Source organism: Streptomyces sp. NBC_00654, assembly GCF_026341775.1.
Taxonomy (GTDB): Bacteria; Actinomycetota; Actinomycetes; order Streptomycetales; family Streptomycetaceae; genus Streptomyces.
This window is the reverse complement of the sequence record NZ_JAPEOB010000003.1, coordinates 960,243-973,471: the sequence shown is the minus strand read 5'-3', so window position 1 is coordinate 973,471 and position 13,229 is coordinate 960,243. Positions and strand designations below refer to the sequence as shown.

Annotated in this window: 14 protein-coding genes; 7 read left to right on the top strand and 7 right to left on the bottom strand. The window is 69.4% G+C overall.

Features of this window, described 5'->3' with window-relative positions; translation table 11 throughout:
• Positions 1–313: 313 nt before the first annotated feature.
• Both groL and OHA98_RS36780 read left to right on the top strand, forming a co-directional pair.
• On the top strand, positions 314–1,936 hold the full coding sequence (gene groL / locus OHA98_RS36785; RefSeq protein ID WP_266932109.1) for a chaperonin GroEL: 1,623 nt from the start codon (positions 314–316) through the stop codon (positions 1,934–1,936).
• 285 nt (positions 1,937–2,221) lie between these two features.
• Positions 2,222–4,237 carry an ABC transporter ATP-binding protein gene (locus OHA98_RS36780; RefSeq protein WP_266932107.1) on the top strand — a complete coding sequence of 672 codons (2,016 nt, stop codon included), beginning with the start codon at positions 2,222–2,224 and terminating at the stop codon, positions 4,235–4,237.
• Positions 4,238–4,273: 36 nt separating this feature from the next.
• Here OHA98_RS36780 and OHA98_RS36775 read toward each other — a convergent pair whose 3' ends face one another.
• Entirely contained in the window at positions 4,274–4,831 is a 558-nt protein-coding gene (locus tag OHA98_RS36775; RefSeq protein WP_266932105.1) for a hypothetical protein, read from the bottom strand.
• Between the two features lie 256 nt (positions 4,832–5,087).
• On the opposite strand from OHA98_RS36775, the gene OHA98_RS36770 reads away from it, so the two are divergent.
• The 4 genes from OHA98_RS36770 to OHA98_RS36755 are packed head-to-tail and all read left to right on the top strand — an operon-like array spanning position 5,088 to position 6,604.
• A complete protein-coding gene (locus tag OHA98_RS36770; RefSeq protein ID WP_266932104.1) occupies positions 5,088–5,330 on the top strand; it encodes a hypothetical protein in 243 nt (80 codons plus the stop codon).
• Entirely contained in the window at positions 5,320–5,571 is a 252-nt protein-coding gene (locus OHA98_RS36765) for a hypothetical protein (RefSeq protein WP_266932102.1), read from the top strand. Before OHA98_RS36770 ends, OHA98_RS36765 begins: the two co-directional genes overlap by 11 nt.
• Positions 5,572–5,615: 44 nt before the next feature.
• Complete coding sequence (locus OHA98_RS36760) at positions 5,616–6,224, top strand: hypothetical protein (protein ID WP_266932590.1); 609 nt, start codon at positions 5,616–5,618, stop codon at positions 6,222–6,224.
• An 11-nt stretch (positions 6,225–6,235) separates the two neighbouring features.
• Positions 6,236–6,604 (top strand): hypothetical protein, encoded by a 369-nt coding sequence (locus OHA98_RS36755; RefSeq protein ID WP_266932100.1) that lies wholly within the window; start codon positions 6,236–6,238, stop codon positions 6,602–6,604.
• A 124-nt stretch (positions 6,605–6,728) separates the two neighbouring features.
• Here the strand turns inward: OHA98_RS36755 and OHA98_RS36750 are convergent, their stop codons facing one another.
• The 3 genes from OHA98_RS36750 to OHA98_RS36740 form a co-directional block, all read right to left on the bottom strand.
• On the bottom strand, positions 6,729–7,082 hold the full coding sequence (locus OHA98_RS36750) for a PRC-barrel domain-containing protein (protein ID WP_266932098.1): 354 nt from the start codon (positions 7,080–7,082) through the stop codon (positions 6,729–6,731).
• A gap of 180 nt (positions 7,083–7,262) precedes the next feature.
• Positions 7,263–7,433, bottom strand: a complete 171-nt coding sequence (locus OHA98_RS36745; protein WP_266932096.1) for a hydrophobic protein — start codon at positions 7,431–7,433, stop codon at positions 7,263–7,265.
• 230 nt (positions 7,434–7,663) lie between these two features.
• Positions 7,664–7,858 carry a hypothetical protein gene (locus tag OHA98_RS36740; RefSeq protein WP_266932095.1) on the bottom strand — a complete coding sequence of 65 codons (195 nt, stop codon included), beginning with the start codon at positions 7,856–7,858 and terminating at the stop codon, positions 7,664–7,666.
• 838 nt (positions 7,859–8,696) lie between these two features.
• Here OHA98_RS36740 and OHA98_RS36735 point away from each other — a divergent pair.
• Positions 8,697–9,278: a hypothetical protein gene (locus tag OHA98_RS36735; protein ID WP_266932093.1), complete on the top strand. Its 582-nt coding sequence runs from the start codon at positions 8,697–8,699 to the stop codon at positions 9,276–9,278.
• A 217-nt stretch (positions 9,279–9,495) separates the two neighbouring features.
• Here OHA98_RS36735 and OHA98_RS36730 read toward each other — a convergent pair whose 3' ends face one another.
• Genes OHA98_RS36730 through OHA98_RS36720 form a run of 3 tightly spaced genes read right to left on the bottom strand, consistent with a single transcriptional unit; the run spans position 9,496 to position 13,022 of the window.
• Positions 9,496–11,055 (bottom strand): PTS transporter subunit EIIC, encoded by a 1,560-nt coding sequence (locus tag OHA98_RS36730; RefSeq protein ID WP_266932092.1) that lies wholly within the window; start codon positions 11,053–11,055, stop codon positions 9,496–9,498.
• Between the two features lie 49 nt (positions 11,056–11,104).
• Positions 11,105–12,070, bottom strand: a complete 966-nt coding sequence (gene murQ, locus OHA98_RS36725) for an N-acetylmuramic acid 6-phosphate etherase (RefSeq protein ID WP_266932091.1) — start codon at positions 12,068–12,070, stop codon at positions 11,105–11,107.
• Positions 12,071–12,104: 34 nt separating this feature from the next.
• Positions 12,105–13,022 carry a MurR/RpiR family transcriptional regulator gene (locus tag OHA98_RS36720; RefSeq protein WP_266932089.1) on the bottom strand — a complete coding sequence of 306 codons (918 nt, stop codon included), beginning with the start codon at positions 13,020–13,022 and terminating at the stop codon, positions 12,105–12,107.
• Positions 13,023–13,229 lie beyond the last annotated feature (207 nt).

Genomic DNA, 13,229 nt, shown 5'->3' with positions numbered 1-13,229 from the left:
GCACTGAGGGCCTGTACCCCCTGGGGTACAGGCCCTCAGTGCGTCCGCGTCCCGCCCGGTGGTCCGGGGGGCGCGTGCGCCCCCGTTCCGGGCCTGCGGGGTGTCCACAAACCGTGGCACCTGCTTGCACTCGCAGGGGTCGAGTGCTAATCATTGGCGTTAGCACTCTCCAGGTGAGAGTGACAGAAACTTGGACCGGGCCGGTGAGGCCCGCAGGCGCGGTGGGGCAAGGAACCACCGGGCAGGCAGGCCGTCCGTCGCGGGCGCCACTCGGTCCGGAGAAATCCACCCCTGTCCGGGAGGACCACTTCACATGGCCAAGATCATCGCGTTCGACGAGGAGGCACGGCGCGGTCTCGAGCGCGGGATGAACCAGCTCGCCGACGCCGTCAAGGTCACCCTCGGCCCCAAGGGTCGTAACGTCGTCCTCGAGAAGAAGTGGGGCGCGCCCACGATCACCAACGATGGTGTTTCCATCGCCAAGGAGATCGAGCTCGAGGACCCGTACGAGAAGATCGGTGCGGAGCTGGTCAAGGAGGTCGCCAAGAAGACGGACGACGTCGCCGGCGACGGTACGACCACCGCCACCGTTCTCGCCCAGGCGCTCGTCCGCGAGGGCCTGCGCAACGTTGCCGCCGGTGCCAACCCGATGGCGCTCAAGCGGGGCATCGAGAAGGCCGTCGAGGCCGTCTCCGCCGCTCTGCTGGAGCAGGCCAAGGACGTGGAGACCAAGGAGCAGATCGCTTCGACCGCCTCCATCTCCGCCGCCGACACCGAGATCGGCGCCAAGATCGCCGAGGCGATGGACAAGGTCGGCAAGGAAGGCGTCATCACCGTCGAGGAGTCCCAGACCTTCGGGCTGGAGCTTGAGCTCACCGAGGGTATGCGCTTCGACAAGGGCTACATCTCGGCGTACTTCGCCACCGACATGGAGCGTATGGAGGCGTCGCTCGACGACCCGTACATCCTGATCGTCAACTCGAAGATCGCCAGCGTCAAGGACCTGATCCCGCTGCTGGAGAAGGTCATGCAGTCGGGCAAGCCCCTGCTGATCATCGCCGAGGACGTCGAGGGCGAGGCCCTGTCGACCCTGGTCGTCAACAAGATCAAGGGCACGTTCAAGTCCGTCGCCGTCAAGGCTCCGGGCTTCGGCGACCGCCGCAAGGCCATGCTCGCGGACATCGCCATCCTCACCGGTGGCACCGTGATCTCCGAGGAGGTCGGTCTCAAGCTGGAGAACGCCGGCCTGGACCTGCTCGGCCGCGCCCGCAAGGTCGTCATCACCAAGGACGAGACCACGATCGTCGACGGTGCCGGTGACAGCGACCAGGTTCAGGGTCGCGTCAACCAGATCCGTGCCGAGATCGAGAACTCCGACTCGGACTACGACCGCGAGAAGCTCCAGGAGCGCCTCGCGAAGCTGGCCGGCGGCGTGGCCGTCATCAAGGCCGGTGCCGCGACCGAGGTCGAGCTCAAGGAGCGCAAGCACCGCATCGAGGACGCGGTGCGCAACGCCAAGGCCGCCGTCGAGGAGGGCATCGTCGCCGGTGGTGGCGTGGCGCTGCTCCAGGCCTCGGCCGTCTTCGAGAAGCTCGACCTGACCGGTGACGAGGCCACGGGCGCCAACGCCGTGAAGCTCGCGCTGGAGGCCCCGCTCAAGCAGATCGCCGTCAACGGTGGTCTTGAGGGTGGCGTCGTCGTGGAGAAGGTCCGCAACCTGCCGATCGGTCACGGCCTCAACGCCGCGACCGGCGAGTACGTCGACATGATCGCCGAGGGCATTCTCGACCCGGCGAAGGTCACGCGCTCCGCTCTGCAGAACGCCGCGTCCATCGCCGCGCTCTTCCTCACCACCGAGGCCGTCATCGCCGACAAGCCGGAGAAGGCCTCCGCGGCCGCTCCGGGCGGCATGCCGGGCGGTGACATGGACTTCTGATCCTTCCCGGGAAACCGGAGGATCGGACCTGTCCGACATACCGAGGGCGGCACCCCCTGCGAAGGGGGTGCCGCCCTCGGGCGTTCTCGGCTGCCGCCGCATGCTGGGTACGGGCGGGCGGCAGGGCAGTAGGGCGGCAGGGCGGGACGGCCGGACATCCGGCGGGACGGCCGGACAATCCGGTGGGACGGCCGGACAATCCAGTGGGACGGCCGGCGTGGGGCGGGCGTGGTCGACTTCCGTCCGCTGATGGTGATTTCGGTGGGCGAGCGAGGGGGAGAGCGGATGAGTCCGGCGACAGAGGCGGACGGCGGCGCGAGCATCAGCGGTACGACGGGTGACGCGAGCATCAGCGGTACGACGGGTGACGCGAGCATCAGCGGCACGGCGGAAGACGCGAGTATCAGCGGCACGGCGATCGCCGGCGGCGGGGAGGGCGGCGCGGTGGACGGCGCGAGCATCAGCGGTACGGAGGACGGCGCGACGAACAGCGCATCCGGACAGCCCACTCCCCTGCGTCTCCTCCTCGGCCGGGTCCGGCCGCACTGGCGGCTGCTCCTGTGGGCCGGTCTGCTGTCGCTCGCCGGTTCCGGGGCGGGCCTCGTCATGCCGCTCATGGCCAAGTACGCCGTCGACGCGTTCGCCGAGGGCGACTCACCGGCCGCGCCACTGATCGCGCTCACCGCGGTCGTGGTGGCCGGGGCCTGTCTGTCGGCGTTCGGCCGCTACCTCATGGCCCGTACCGGGGAGGGAGTCGTCCTGCGCGCCCGCACCCAACTCGTCGGCCGCATACTCCGGTTGAAGGTCCCCGCGGTGGACCGGCTGACCCCCGGCGACCTCCAGTCCCGGGTCACCAGCGATACGACCCTGCTGCGTACGGTCCTGTCGAGCGGCATGGTCGAGTCGGTCAACAGCGTGCTGATGCTGCTGGGCACGCTCGCGTTCATGGCCTACATGGACGCGGTGCTCCTCGGGGTCACCCTGCTCGTCATCCTTGTCATCGGTGCCGTGACCGCCCTCCTGATGCCCCGGATCCAGCGCGCCCAGCTCCGGGCCCAGGAGTCCGTCGGTGCGATGGGCGCCGCTCTCGACCGGGTGCTCCAGGCCTACCGTACGGTCAAGGCGAGCGGTGCCGAGGAACGCGAGATCGCCCTCGTCGCCGAAGCGGCGCGCCACGCGCACGACCGGGGGGTGTCGGTGGCCCGTTGGTCGTCGGTCTCCGACGTCACGATGATGATGTCCATCCAGCTGGCCTTCCTGGCCGTACTGGGTGTCGGGGGCGCCCGGGTGGCCTCGGGCTCGCTGGAGGTCTCGGCGCTCATCGCCTTCCTGCTGTACCTGTTCTATCTGATGGGTCCGATAGGCGGTCTCGTCGAGGGCTGGACCGGCCTGCAGAGCGGCCTCGCCGCCGTACGCCGGATCGATGAGGTCGAGTCCCTGCCCGGCGAACCCGGCGAACCCGGCGAACCCGGCAAACCCGGTGAACCCGACGGACAGGCGGCGGCCACAAGGGTTCTGCCCACGCCCGGCACGCCCGGCACGCCCGGCACGCCCGCTACTCCGCTCGGCGTCAGCTTCCGGGACGTCGCCTTCGGTTACGGGGACGAGCGCGCCCCGGCCCACAAGAGCGTCACCTTCGATGTGCCCTCCGGCGGGCTCGTCGCGCTGGTCGGGCCGTCCGGCGCGGGCAAGTCCACCGTGTTCAGCCTGCTGGAACGGTTCTACGACCACGACGCGGGCACGATAACCGTCGACGGCCGGGACATCCGTGACTGGCCGCTGGCCGAGCTGCGCGCCTCCCTCGCGTACGTGGAACAGGACTCCCCGGTTCTCGCCGGGACCCTCAGGGAGAACCTGCTCTTCGCCGCTCCCCGGGCCACGGAGGACGAGCTGCGCGTGGCGGTCGAGCGCACCCGGCTCGACGACCTGGTCGGCCGGCTGCCCGACGGACTCGACACGGCGGTCGGCCACCGGGGCGTCACCCTGTCCGGCGGCGAGCGCCAGCGGATCGCCATCGCCCGTGCCCTGCTGCGCAAGCCGCGCCTGCTCCTGCTGGACGAGGTGACCTCGCAACTGGACGCCGTCAACGAGCACCGGCTGCGCGATGTCATCCTCGAACTCGCCGAGGAGACCACGGTCCTGGTCATCGCCCACCGCCTGTCCACCGTCGTGCACGCGGACCGCATCGTGGTCCTGGAGGACGGCCGGGTCCGTACGGCGGGGACGCACGAGGAGCTGGTGGAGTCCGACGGTCTGTACCGCGAACTGGCCACCACCCAGCTCACGGCGGACGCCCGCTGACGTCGCACGAGCCAGGGCGGCAGAGCCCAACGGCCCCTATGGGAGTGCCGTGCTGACCGCGTCGACCGCCATCATCCACAGGGGCTGACCACCTGTTCCGAAGGCCGCCGACAGCGCGTATCCGATCGCCGCGTCGAGCGGTTCGACCGGGACCCCCGCCCGCCACTCGGCGATCACCCGCCTGTCGCCGTCCGACGAGAAGTCGCCGAGGTGCTTCCCGTCGCGGGTCAGCCGGCTGCTCGGGACGGAGTCGGGAACCAGCCGGTAGGACGTGCCCGCGTGGGTGACATCGACCCGGTAGGACCGGCGGCTGAGCCTGCCCTTGGCGGGCAGGACCGTGGCGTCGTGGCCGTCCACCGTGAGCGTGAGGTGTACGGGGTCGCGGGTGCCGATGACGATGTGGTCGTCGGCCTCGGCGCCGGGTGCGCGGGTGAGGGTGATGCGGGGGATGTTCTCGCCGCTGACGACGAGCGTCCGACCGTGCTCGCCTTCGAGTTCGACGGATATCTCCCCGTAGTGGTCGTCCTCGGTCGCGGCGGGCTCCGGGGTGTTGGCGTTGGCGTCGGGCACGGGCACGGGGGCGGCGTCGGGCATCGAGGTCCTTGGTCCTTCGGTCGTACGGCCTGGGTGGGGGGTGCGTGGGTGGGACAACTGACCCTCCACCCCATCGACGGTGAAGAGCGCTCGGATCTCGACACTTGAGCTTCGGGATGTCTCCGTGCGTCCGGACCCGGTTTGGCAACTCACTGTGACATATGTGCGTTTGCTGGAACTGCGCCTCTTCCGGGCTCGCCGCGCGTTGGACACGCTGGGTAGGCATTTTCGTCACTCAGCGTGGAAGGTGTGCAGCATGGATTCGACGGAGCGGCGCAAAGCGGCGGCGGAGAGAGTACGGATGGCGGAGGACACGGTGGAGCGGCTGAAGGGGGGTCTCGCCGGGGTCGGTGTGACGCTGCCTTCGCTGCGGATCGACCCTGTGTCGTGTGCCGGGAACGAACCGGTTCCGCTGGTCGATCTGGGCCGCTGCAACCTCGACACGGCCTTGCGGCTGTGCAGGGTGCTGGCGGAGAAGGAGAGCGGGTATGACGGGTGAGGACAACGAGCCGTGTACGCCCGAGCCGTGTACGCCCGAGCCGGGATCTTTCGCGGTGGACGCCCGCGACGGACGGGTGGGCCGCGTGATGGGCCGGGTCGGACCGTACGTACAACTGCGGCCGCCGGGCGGTGGCGCGGAGTGGGACTGCCCGCCGGAAGTGGTCCGGCCGGCGCCGCCGGGCGTGGTGCTGCGGGCCCGGGTGACGGAGATCAACAGGGAGGGGCAGCTGCCGCGTTGAGAGCGGAGGGGCGTCGGCCCGGTGCTCGATAGGCTGCCGCCGTGATGACCGGTGCGGGACAGCGGGCGGGTGCGCGGGCAGCGCGTCGCCTGGCGGAGATCGGCGGCTTTGTGATGCGGCCGGGACTGAGCGAAAGGGAGTTCGGCCGCATCGAAGCGGAGTACGGAATCGAGTTCGCCGACGACCACCGGGCCTTCCTCGCCGCAGGGCTGCCCGTCGGGTCCGCGTCCCCTCCGGAGGAGGGCGCGTCCGCGCGTCAACCCTGGGTGGACTGGCGGGACGGTGATCCGGCGGACATCCGCGACCGGCTGTCGTGGCCGGTCGAAGGGTTGCTGTTCTCGGTGGAGCACGGCTGGTGGTACGGGGACGCCTGGGGACCTCGTCCTTCGGAACCGGAGCGCGCCGTGGCCGTCGCCCGTGGCGAGCTGGCCACGGTGCCGCAGCTGATTCCCGTGTACTCCCACCGGTACCTTCCGCCGGGCCGGGGGGCGTACGGCCACCCGGTCCTGTCGGTGTCCGGCGCCGACATCATTTGCTACGGGCGGGACCTGTGGGACTACGTGGCCCGTGAGTTCGTGGGGTGGGACGCGGCGGAGGGCGACGCCTCGGACGTACCGCCGAGTGTCCCCTTCTGGGCGGACCTGGTGAGTTGATGGGGCGACCCATGACCCGTGGCAGTGGCAATGGCAGTGGCAGTGGCAGTGGGGGTGGCGGCGGGAACGGGAATGCCCGGGGCCGGGTGGCGGTGTGGGTGGCGGGCGCCGTGTGCGCGGTGATTCCGCTCGCGCTGCATGTGGTGGGCGGCTACTTCGTGCTCGGCGCGCTGCTGACCGAGTCGGAGGGCCCGTGGGACCGGTCCGTGACCGACACGGTACGGACGTGGGGCGCGCTGGCCGTGGTGACCGAGCTTCTCGCGGCGGCGGCGACAGCGGCGTTCGTGGGGACGCGGCGCCTGCGGCGTTGGTGGTTCGGGGTACCCGCCGTGCTGATTCTGGCCGCGGTGGTGCGCATGGTGTTCGCGCCCGTGCCGTGAGCCCTGTGAGCCCGGTGGGACGGGGTGGGCGCCGGGTGTCTCGGTGGACATGCCGGACGGCGGACCCGGCCCTTCTTCAGGAGCGGACCCGCCGTCTCGGGGTGGCGCGGAACAGGCCGATGGATCACATGATGCGGAAGGCGTCGTAGTAACCGCCGACCTGTGCGTGATAGCCGGGATCGGCTGTGTGCTTGTGCCGGTCGAACTCCGGCGCGTCCCTGATCTGGTCCTTGGTCAGGTCCACGAAGACCCTTCGGTCCTCCGTGTCTATGTGCGTGACCGTGCCAGCAGGGAGCAGGACGTCCTTGCCGAAGATCCACACCCCGGTGTCGACCACAAGATAGGCGGATCCGGCATCGTCGGAGTGCTTGTCGACCTTGCCGATACCTCCGTCGGTCGCCTCGACCGAATATCCGGTCAGATCGGCCCCGGCGGTGTGTCCGCTCGAAGGCCGGTAACCCCACAGGGTGTCGCTCATGAAAAGGCTCCTTTCCGGACGGTCCAATTCGGCGTGAGAGCCCCAGGGAAAGGGTGGTGAACGGCTCTCGATTCATCGGGTGCCCGGGTCCGGGGGTCGCATGCGTGATTGTCGTGATCCGTGCGATCCCGGTGATCCGTGCGATCCGGGTTCACCCGCGTCTGTGCTGGTGAGGCGCGCCTACCAGCGGTACCACCGGCCGCGCCTGCCGCCGCTCGCGGCCGGGCGGACGATGAAACCTATCGCCCAGATCACCAGCACGATGATGGCGATCCACCACAGCGCCTTAAGTGCGAAACCGGCACCGAAGAGAATCAGGGCGAGCAGAAGAACGAGTAGCAGGGGAACCATGTATATCAACCTCCGAAACACCGGGTGCCCTCGAAGACGTTCCCTAAACGCTCACCGTGCACAAGCTCGTCGGTGGCCTCGTGCAGGATGCGGTTGGCGCGCTTGGTCCCACACCACATTCATGGATCGGGAGGAGTGGACGCTGTCCGTCGCTCCAGAGCCCCACCGGACCATCAGCATTGCGAAGGCCATCTTCGTCCCTCGCCGCGTCTCGAACCTACGGAAAATGCTCAGCGTCGCCGCTCGTCGGAACCGAACCCCCGGCCCGAGCCGGGATTCATGTTGAAAGCGCGTACGTCATTGCGTATCTGTTGCGCCCGCTTCGTGGCATCCTGCTCGATGAGCAGCCCCTCGATGTTTTCCGTACCTTTTCCACGATTTCGTCGCGCAAGGATGAAGACGCACCATCCGGCCAGGCTGCCCATTCCTACCAGAAGCCATGTGTATGTTCCCATGATTCCCCCCATTTCGATTTGCTATTCATTTTGTGAGCGGAGGTGGCATGTCTGCCACATAATATCCTTTGGCGGGTTCCGTCAAAAGCGCGCCAGCGGGAGGATTTTAGGCCATTGGATCGAACGAATTCAGACATCAGAACGGCAAGCAGGGCCGAGTTCGCGGTACGGCAACGACACTCTGTGACGTGGTGTGTCCGGGATCGTTGATCGGCTCGTGCCCGAAGAGATGGCTGACGGTTGGCCAGATGCGTTCGGCGGCTTCTTGGAACCGTCACACGGCCTTGGTGAAGTGAGCTGGCGAGGCGTGACCGGTGTGACGATTCGGCTGTTCGCCAGGGTGTGGGGTGCTCGACCGTGGATCGCGTACGACGACTTGTGGGCGTTGACCGAGCCGTTGCCGCCCTCCGTGGTCCGAGCGGTCGCCGGGGCCACGGCGGTGCCGGACCGGCTCTGCCCGCAGGGCATCTGTTCGCCCTCCGAAACGACCTCGCCGGGCAACACTTGCCGTTGGGGCTGGGGCTGGGGCTGGGGCTGGGGTTCGGCTCGGGGCAGACGTGCCGGCGCTGCTTGGGCGACGCGCCGAGCATTTATCACTGCGCCGATTCGAGAGCATGGAGGATGAGTGACCGACGAACCACAGCGGCAGGGCCGGATACGCCTCGCACGGCAACGGACGACGCCGAACCGCGTCCGGCCGCGGCAGCGTGAAGCACCGCCCGAACCGCCGCCGGGGTCTGGAACCTCACGGACACGGAGAGCCTCGCGACGCTTACGCCCGACCAACTGGGCGCATTTCCTCACGGTTGTGGGCACGGCACTGGCTGCCGTCGCCGCCATCGGAGGACTCTGGGCCCAGGCTGTCGCGTCGTACTGGGGCCAGGAGACAGCCAAGGACCAATTGTCCCAGTCCAAAGACGACAGCGAGCGCGAGAAGCGAGATCAGGCGTCGAGAGTGACCTACTGGTTCGAGGAGCGACTCGATATTCGTGAAGAAACGAAGCTCCATGTGATGAACAGGTCACCCGATCCGGTCTCCAATATCACGGTCAGGGTCACCTACCCCCCGCATGATCCTGGTGCGCGGGAAGAATATGTCAAACTGGAAAGTCTGGCCCCTTGCAGCGAATATCATTACACGCTCGCGCCCGGGCCGGGGCAGGAGGAGCTATCTCCGGGTGGGGCGCCCGCGTGGGTCAACGGTTACCCCGAGGGGGCCACGTATGTGACCTTCACCGACAGCAATGGGAGATCCTGGAAGCGGACACCGGCAAGGCTTCACGAATATCGCGAGAGTGATCTCGATAAGATTATTGTTTCGGAATTCTATTCCAGCGGAAAGCCGGATGAAGTCACCGAGACCGACACGTGCGCGGGCGAGAAGAAGTAGCAGCATTCCGAATCCGGTTAACCCGGCCCCCCGGAAATTCCCCCAGAGCTCGTCACGCGATCTTGCTGGCGGGCGGTGGCCGGCTCGGGGGTGCTGTTGAAGAGGCGCGAAGGAACAGCCTCCCGGGCCCGGCGGCGGCGCCGTGACCGTACGAACCGGCAACGGCACCGGGCCACGCGCTGAGCGCGACCCGGTGCCGTAGTCGTACGGGGGCTGATCAGACCCCGGCGGGTTCCTTGGCCGGGGAGCCGGGGCCCGTCTCGGGGCCGGTGCCGGGGGACGTGGCCGGGGCGGTGGCGGGGCCGCCCGTGGCGGTGACCGTGGACGCGGCGGGCTCCTGGGAGACGTTGAACTCCGTCAGCAGGTCCTTGCTGAAGCCGAAGAAGTACGTGGCGACGAACCCGGCGACGTAGCCGACGAGCAGGCCGCCCGCGTAGATCGCGATGGTCGAGCCCAGGCTGTGGTTGCCGTCGAGCAGCGGGAACAGGGCCCAGCCGGACGGGCCGATGGCCGTGGAACCGACCGTGTCGCCGAGCTGGTTGAACAGGCCGACGAAGCCGCCGCCGAACGCGCCGCCGACGCACGCCGTGATGAACGGGCGGCCCAGCGGCAGCGAGACACCGTAGATCAGAGGTTCGCCGACGCCGAGCAGACCGGCGGGGAGAGCGGACTTGATGGTGCGGCGGATCGACTCGTTGCGCGGGAGGCGGAAGTAGACGGCCATCGCCGCACCGACCTGGCCCGCGCCGGCCATCGCGAGGATCGGCAGCAGGACCGTGTAGCCCTGCTGCTCGATCAGGGTGGTGTGGATCGGGATCAGGGCCTGGTGCAGGCCCAGCATCACCAGCGGCAGGAAGAGGCCGCCGAGGACGAAGCCCGCGCCCGCACCGCCGTTGGACAGCAGCCAGTCGGCGAACGTACCGATGGCGGAGGACACCTCACCGGCCACGTACATCAGGCCGAAGATCGTCGCCAGACCGGAGACCAGCACCGTCAGGGTCGGGGTGACCAGGACGTCCAGGGCCTCGGGCACCCAGCGGCGGCACCACTTCTCCACGTACACCGCGAGGACCGCCGCGCCCAGCGCGCCGAGCACACCGCCCTGTCCGGGGGAGAGGGTCTGGCCGAACGCGTCGATGTTCGCGACGCCCGGGAAGACGATGATCGCCGCGACCGCACCGCCCAGGATCGGCGTACCGCCGAACTCCTTCGCGGTGTTGTAGCCGACGAACACCGCGATCAGGGCCATGAACCCGGAGGCGATCGCGGCGAGCGCGGGGGTGACGGAGGGCAGCCACTCCAGGTTGACCAGGAGACCGTTGAGGCCGGCGATGATGCCGCAGCCGATGAGGGCCGGGATCAGCGGGACGAAGATGTTCGCGATCTTCCGCAGGAAGAGCTTGAACGGTGTGGCGTTCTTCGCCTTCTGCTGCGCCTTGATCGCGGCGCCCTGCGCGGCGAGTTCGTCGGCGGAGACGGGGCCGGTCGCGGGGGCGGGCTCCGGGGCGGCGGCCCGGCCCTCCTCGACCAGCTGCTCGAACTCCGGGGTGACCCGGGCGACCGTGCCCGGACCGAGGACGATCTGGTACGTGTCGTCGTCGACCACCCCCATGACGGCGGGCAGTGCCTTCAGGGCCTCGTCGTCGACGAGGGAACGATCGTGCAGACCGAGGCGGAGCCGGGTCATGCAGTGGGCGATGGAGCTGACGTTCGCGGCGCCACCGACGAGCGGCAGGATCGCGGCGGCAGTGGCGCGGTTCTTGTCTTCTGTGGCCATGGTGCGTGGTGCCTTGCTGTGCGGGGGTGCGGGAGTGGTGCCGGGTGGGTCAGGTGGTGCGTACGGCCGCGAGGGCGGCGCGGAGGTGACCGTTCGATTCGGTCAGGAGTGTGGCGGCGGTGGGCCCGTCGACCTGGCCGAGGATGGTGAGGATCGCGTTCTTCACCTCGCCGCCGGTGGCGGCGAGCGCGGCCTCGATCTCCGGGTCGGTGGCGCCGGTGGCCAGCGAGACGATGCGGCGGGAACGGGCCCGCAGCTTCTCGTTGGAGGCGCGGACGTCGACCATCAGATTCCCGTACGTCTTGCCGAGCCGGATCATCGTGATCGTCGAGATCATGTTGAGGACGAGCTTCTGCGCCGTACCGGCCTTGAGGCGGGTGGAACCGGTCAGCAGCTCGGGGCCGACGACGACCTCCAGGCCGTGTTCGGCGGCGGCGCCGAGGGCCGAACCTGCGTTGCAGGACAGGCCGATGGTCAGGGCGCCCAGTGCACGGGCGTGCTCGACGGCGCCGATCGCGTACGGGGTGCGGCCGGAGGCGGAGATGCCGACCACCGTGTCGTCCGGGGTCAGCCGCAGCGCGTCCAGGTCGGCGGCGGCCAGCTCCTTGCTGTCCTCGGCGCCCTCGACGGCCTTGACCATGGCGGACGGGCCGCCCGCGATCAGGCCGACGACCTCGGACGGGTCGGTGTTGAAGGTGGGCGGGCACTCGCTGGCGTCCAGGACCCCGAGGCGGCCCGCGGTGCCGGCGCCCGCGTAGATGAGCCGGCCGCCGCGTGCCATGCGCTCGGCGGTGGCGTCGATCGCGGCGGAGATCTCCGGCAGCCGGTCGGCGACGGCGGCGGGGACGGTGTTGTCCTCGCCGTTCATGATCCGCGCGAGTTCGGCCGTGGGCAGCTGGTCGATCTCGGCGAGCTCGGGGCGGAAGGCCTCGGTGGTGAGGGTGGCCAGCTCCGCGCGCAGCTCGCCGTAGCCGTCGGGAGAGGCGTTGGTGTGGGCGTCGGTGGTGGAGGTCATGGAGAGCGGCTCTGCTTTCTCGGTCTCGTACGGTTCAGCGGCTGCGGGGGCTGTGGCGGTGGGCGAGCGCCTCGTAGGAGGCGGCGAGTGCGGGGGCGGCTGTCTCGTACGTTCGCTGGGCGACCCCTATGAACAGGCAGTCCACGACGAGGAGCTGGCTCGTGCGGCTCGACATGGCGGCCGGCCGCAGCTCGCTCTCGCGGGCGGTGGACGTGGTCAGCACGTGGTCCGCGTACTGCGTGACCGGGCCGTCGGGCCGTCCGGTGATCGCGACGGTCGTCGCCCCGTGGTCGAAGGCGACCCGGAGCGGCTCGATGACGTCACTGGTCGACCCGGAGTGCGTGATGGCGATGGCCACGTCGCCGGAGCGGAGCTGCACGGCGTTGGTCACCGCGAGGTGCGGGTCCATGTGGGCGTGGGCGATCAGCCCGATACGCAGCAGCTTCTGCGCCAGGTCCTGGCCGACGAGCGAGGACGCCCCGACGCCGTAGATGTCGATGCGGCGGGCGGTCGACGCGGCGGCGACGGCGGCCCCCAGCTGTACGGTGTCCAGCCCGGCGGCGGTGTCGGCGAGGGTCTGCTGCTCGTCGTAGGCGAGCTTGGCGACCACCTCCGCGATCGGGTCGTCGACCGCGATGTCCGCGGTGACGGACGGCGCCCGGCCCGACTCCTGGTGCGCGGCGAGCCCGGCGAGCGCGAGGCGCAGGTCCCGGTAGCCGGGGTAACCGAGGAGCCGCGCGGTGCGGACCACGGTGGCCTCGCTGGTGCCGGTGAGCTCGGCGAGACCGGTGACGGTGAGGGCGGCGCATCCCGCCGGGTCACCCGCGACGGCTTCGGCGACACGCTGCATGGAGCGGGTCATGGAGGGCGCGAGGGTCCGGACCTTGGCGGCGAGGGCCGCGGGGGCGGGCGGAGAGTCGCCGCTGAAAATTTCCTTCACGTCACTAGTCACTCTTGAAAGATATTTTCAGTCCCCCGGTCCGTCAACCCCCCATTGGCCCTGCCTCTGGGGGGACCTTGGTCCCATGGCGGTGGTGGGTGCGCCGCCCGTGGGGTGGGTGGGTGCTGGCCGCCTCGTAAGGCGAGAGTCGCCTTCATGCCTCAGCTGATGGCGCGGGAGGTGGCGTTGCCGCGGGCCGCCGGGACCCGCTGTGGAATA

Coding starts and splice junctions, on each gene's coding strand:
- groL (WP_266932109.1), top strand. CDS start 314: ATGGCCAAGATCATCGCGTTCGACGAGGAGGCACGGCGCGGTCTCGAG.
- OHA98_RS36780 (WP_266932107.1), top strand. CDS start 2,222: ATGAGTCCGGCGACAGAGGCGGACGGCGGCGCGAGCATCAGCGGTACG.
- OHA98_RS36775 (WP_266932105.1), bottom strand. CDS start 4,831: ATGCCCGACGCCGCCCCCGTGCCCGTGCCCGACGCCAACGCCAACACC.
- OHA98_RS36770 (WP_266932104.1), top strand. CDS start 5,088: ATGGATTCGACGGAGCGGCGCAAAGCGGCGGCGGAGAGAGTACGGATG.
- OHA98_RS36765 (WP_266932102.1), top strand. CDS start 5,320: ATGACGGGTGAGGACAACGAGCCGTGTACGCCCGAGCCGTGTACGCCC.
- OHA98_RS36760 (WP_266932590.1), top strand. CDS start 5,616: ATGACCGGTGCGGGACAGCGGGCGGGTGCGCGGGCAGCGCGTCGCCTG.
- OHA98_RS36755 (WP_266932100.1), top strand. CDS start 6,236: ATGACCCGTGGCAGTGGCAATGGCAGTGGCAGTGGCAGTGGGGGTGGC.
- OHA98_RS36750 (WP_266932098.1), bottom strand. CDS start 7,082: ATGAGCGACACCCTGTGGGGTTACCGGCCTTCGAGCGGACACACCGCC.
- OHA98_RS36745 (WP_266932096.1), bottom strand. CDS start 7,433: ATGGTTCCCCTGCTACTCGTTCTTCTGCTCGCCCTGATTCTCTTCGGT.
- OHA98_RS36740 (WP_266932095.1), bottom strand. CDS start 7,858: ATGGGCAGCCTGGCCGGATGGTGCGTCTTCATCCTTGCGCGACGAAAT.
- OHA98_RS36730 (WP_266932092.1), bottom strand. CDS start 11,055: ATGGCCACAGAAGACAAGAACCGCGCCACTGCCGCCGCGATCCTGCCG.
- murQ (WP_266932091.1), bottom strand. CDS start 12,070: ATGACCTCCACCACCGACGCCCACACCAACGCCTCTCCCGACGGCTAC.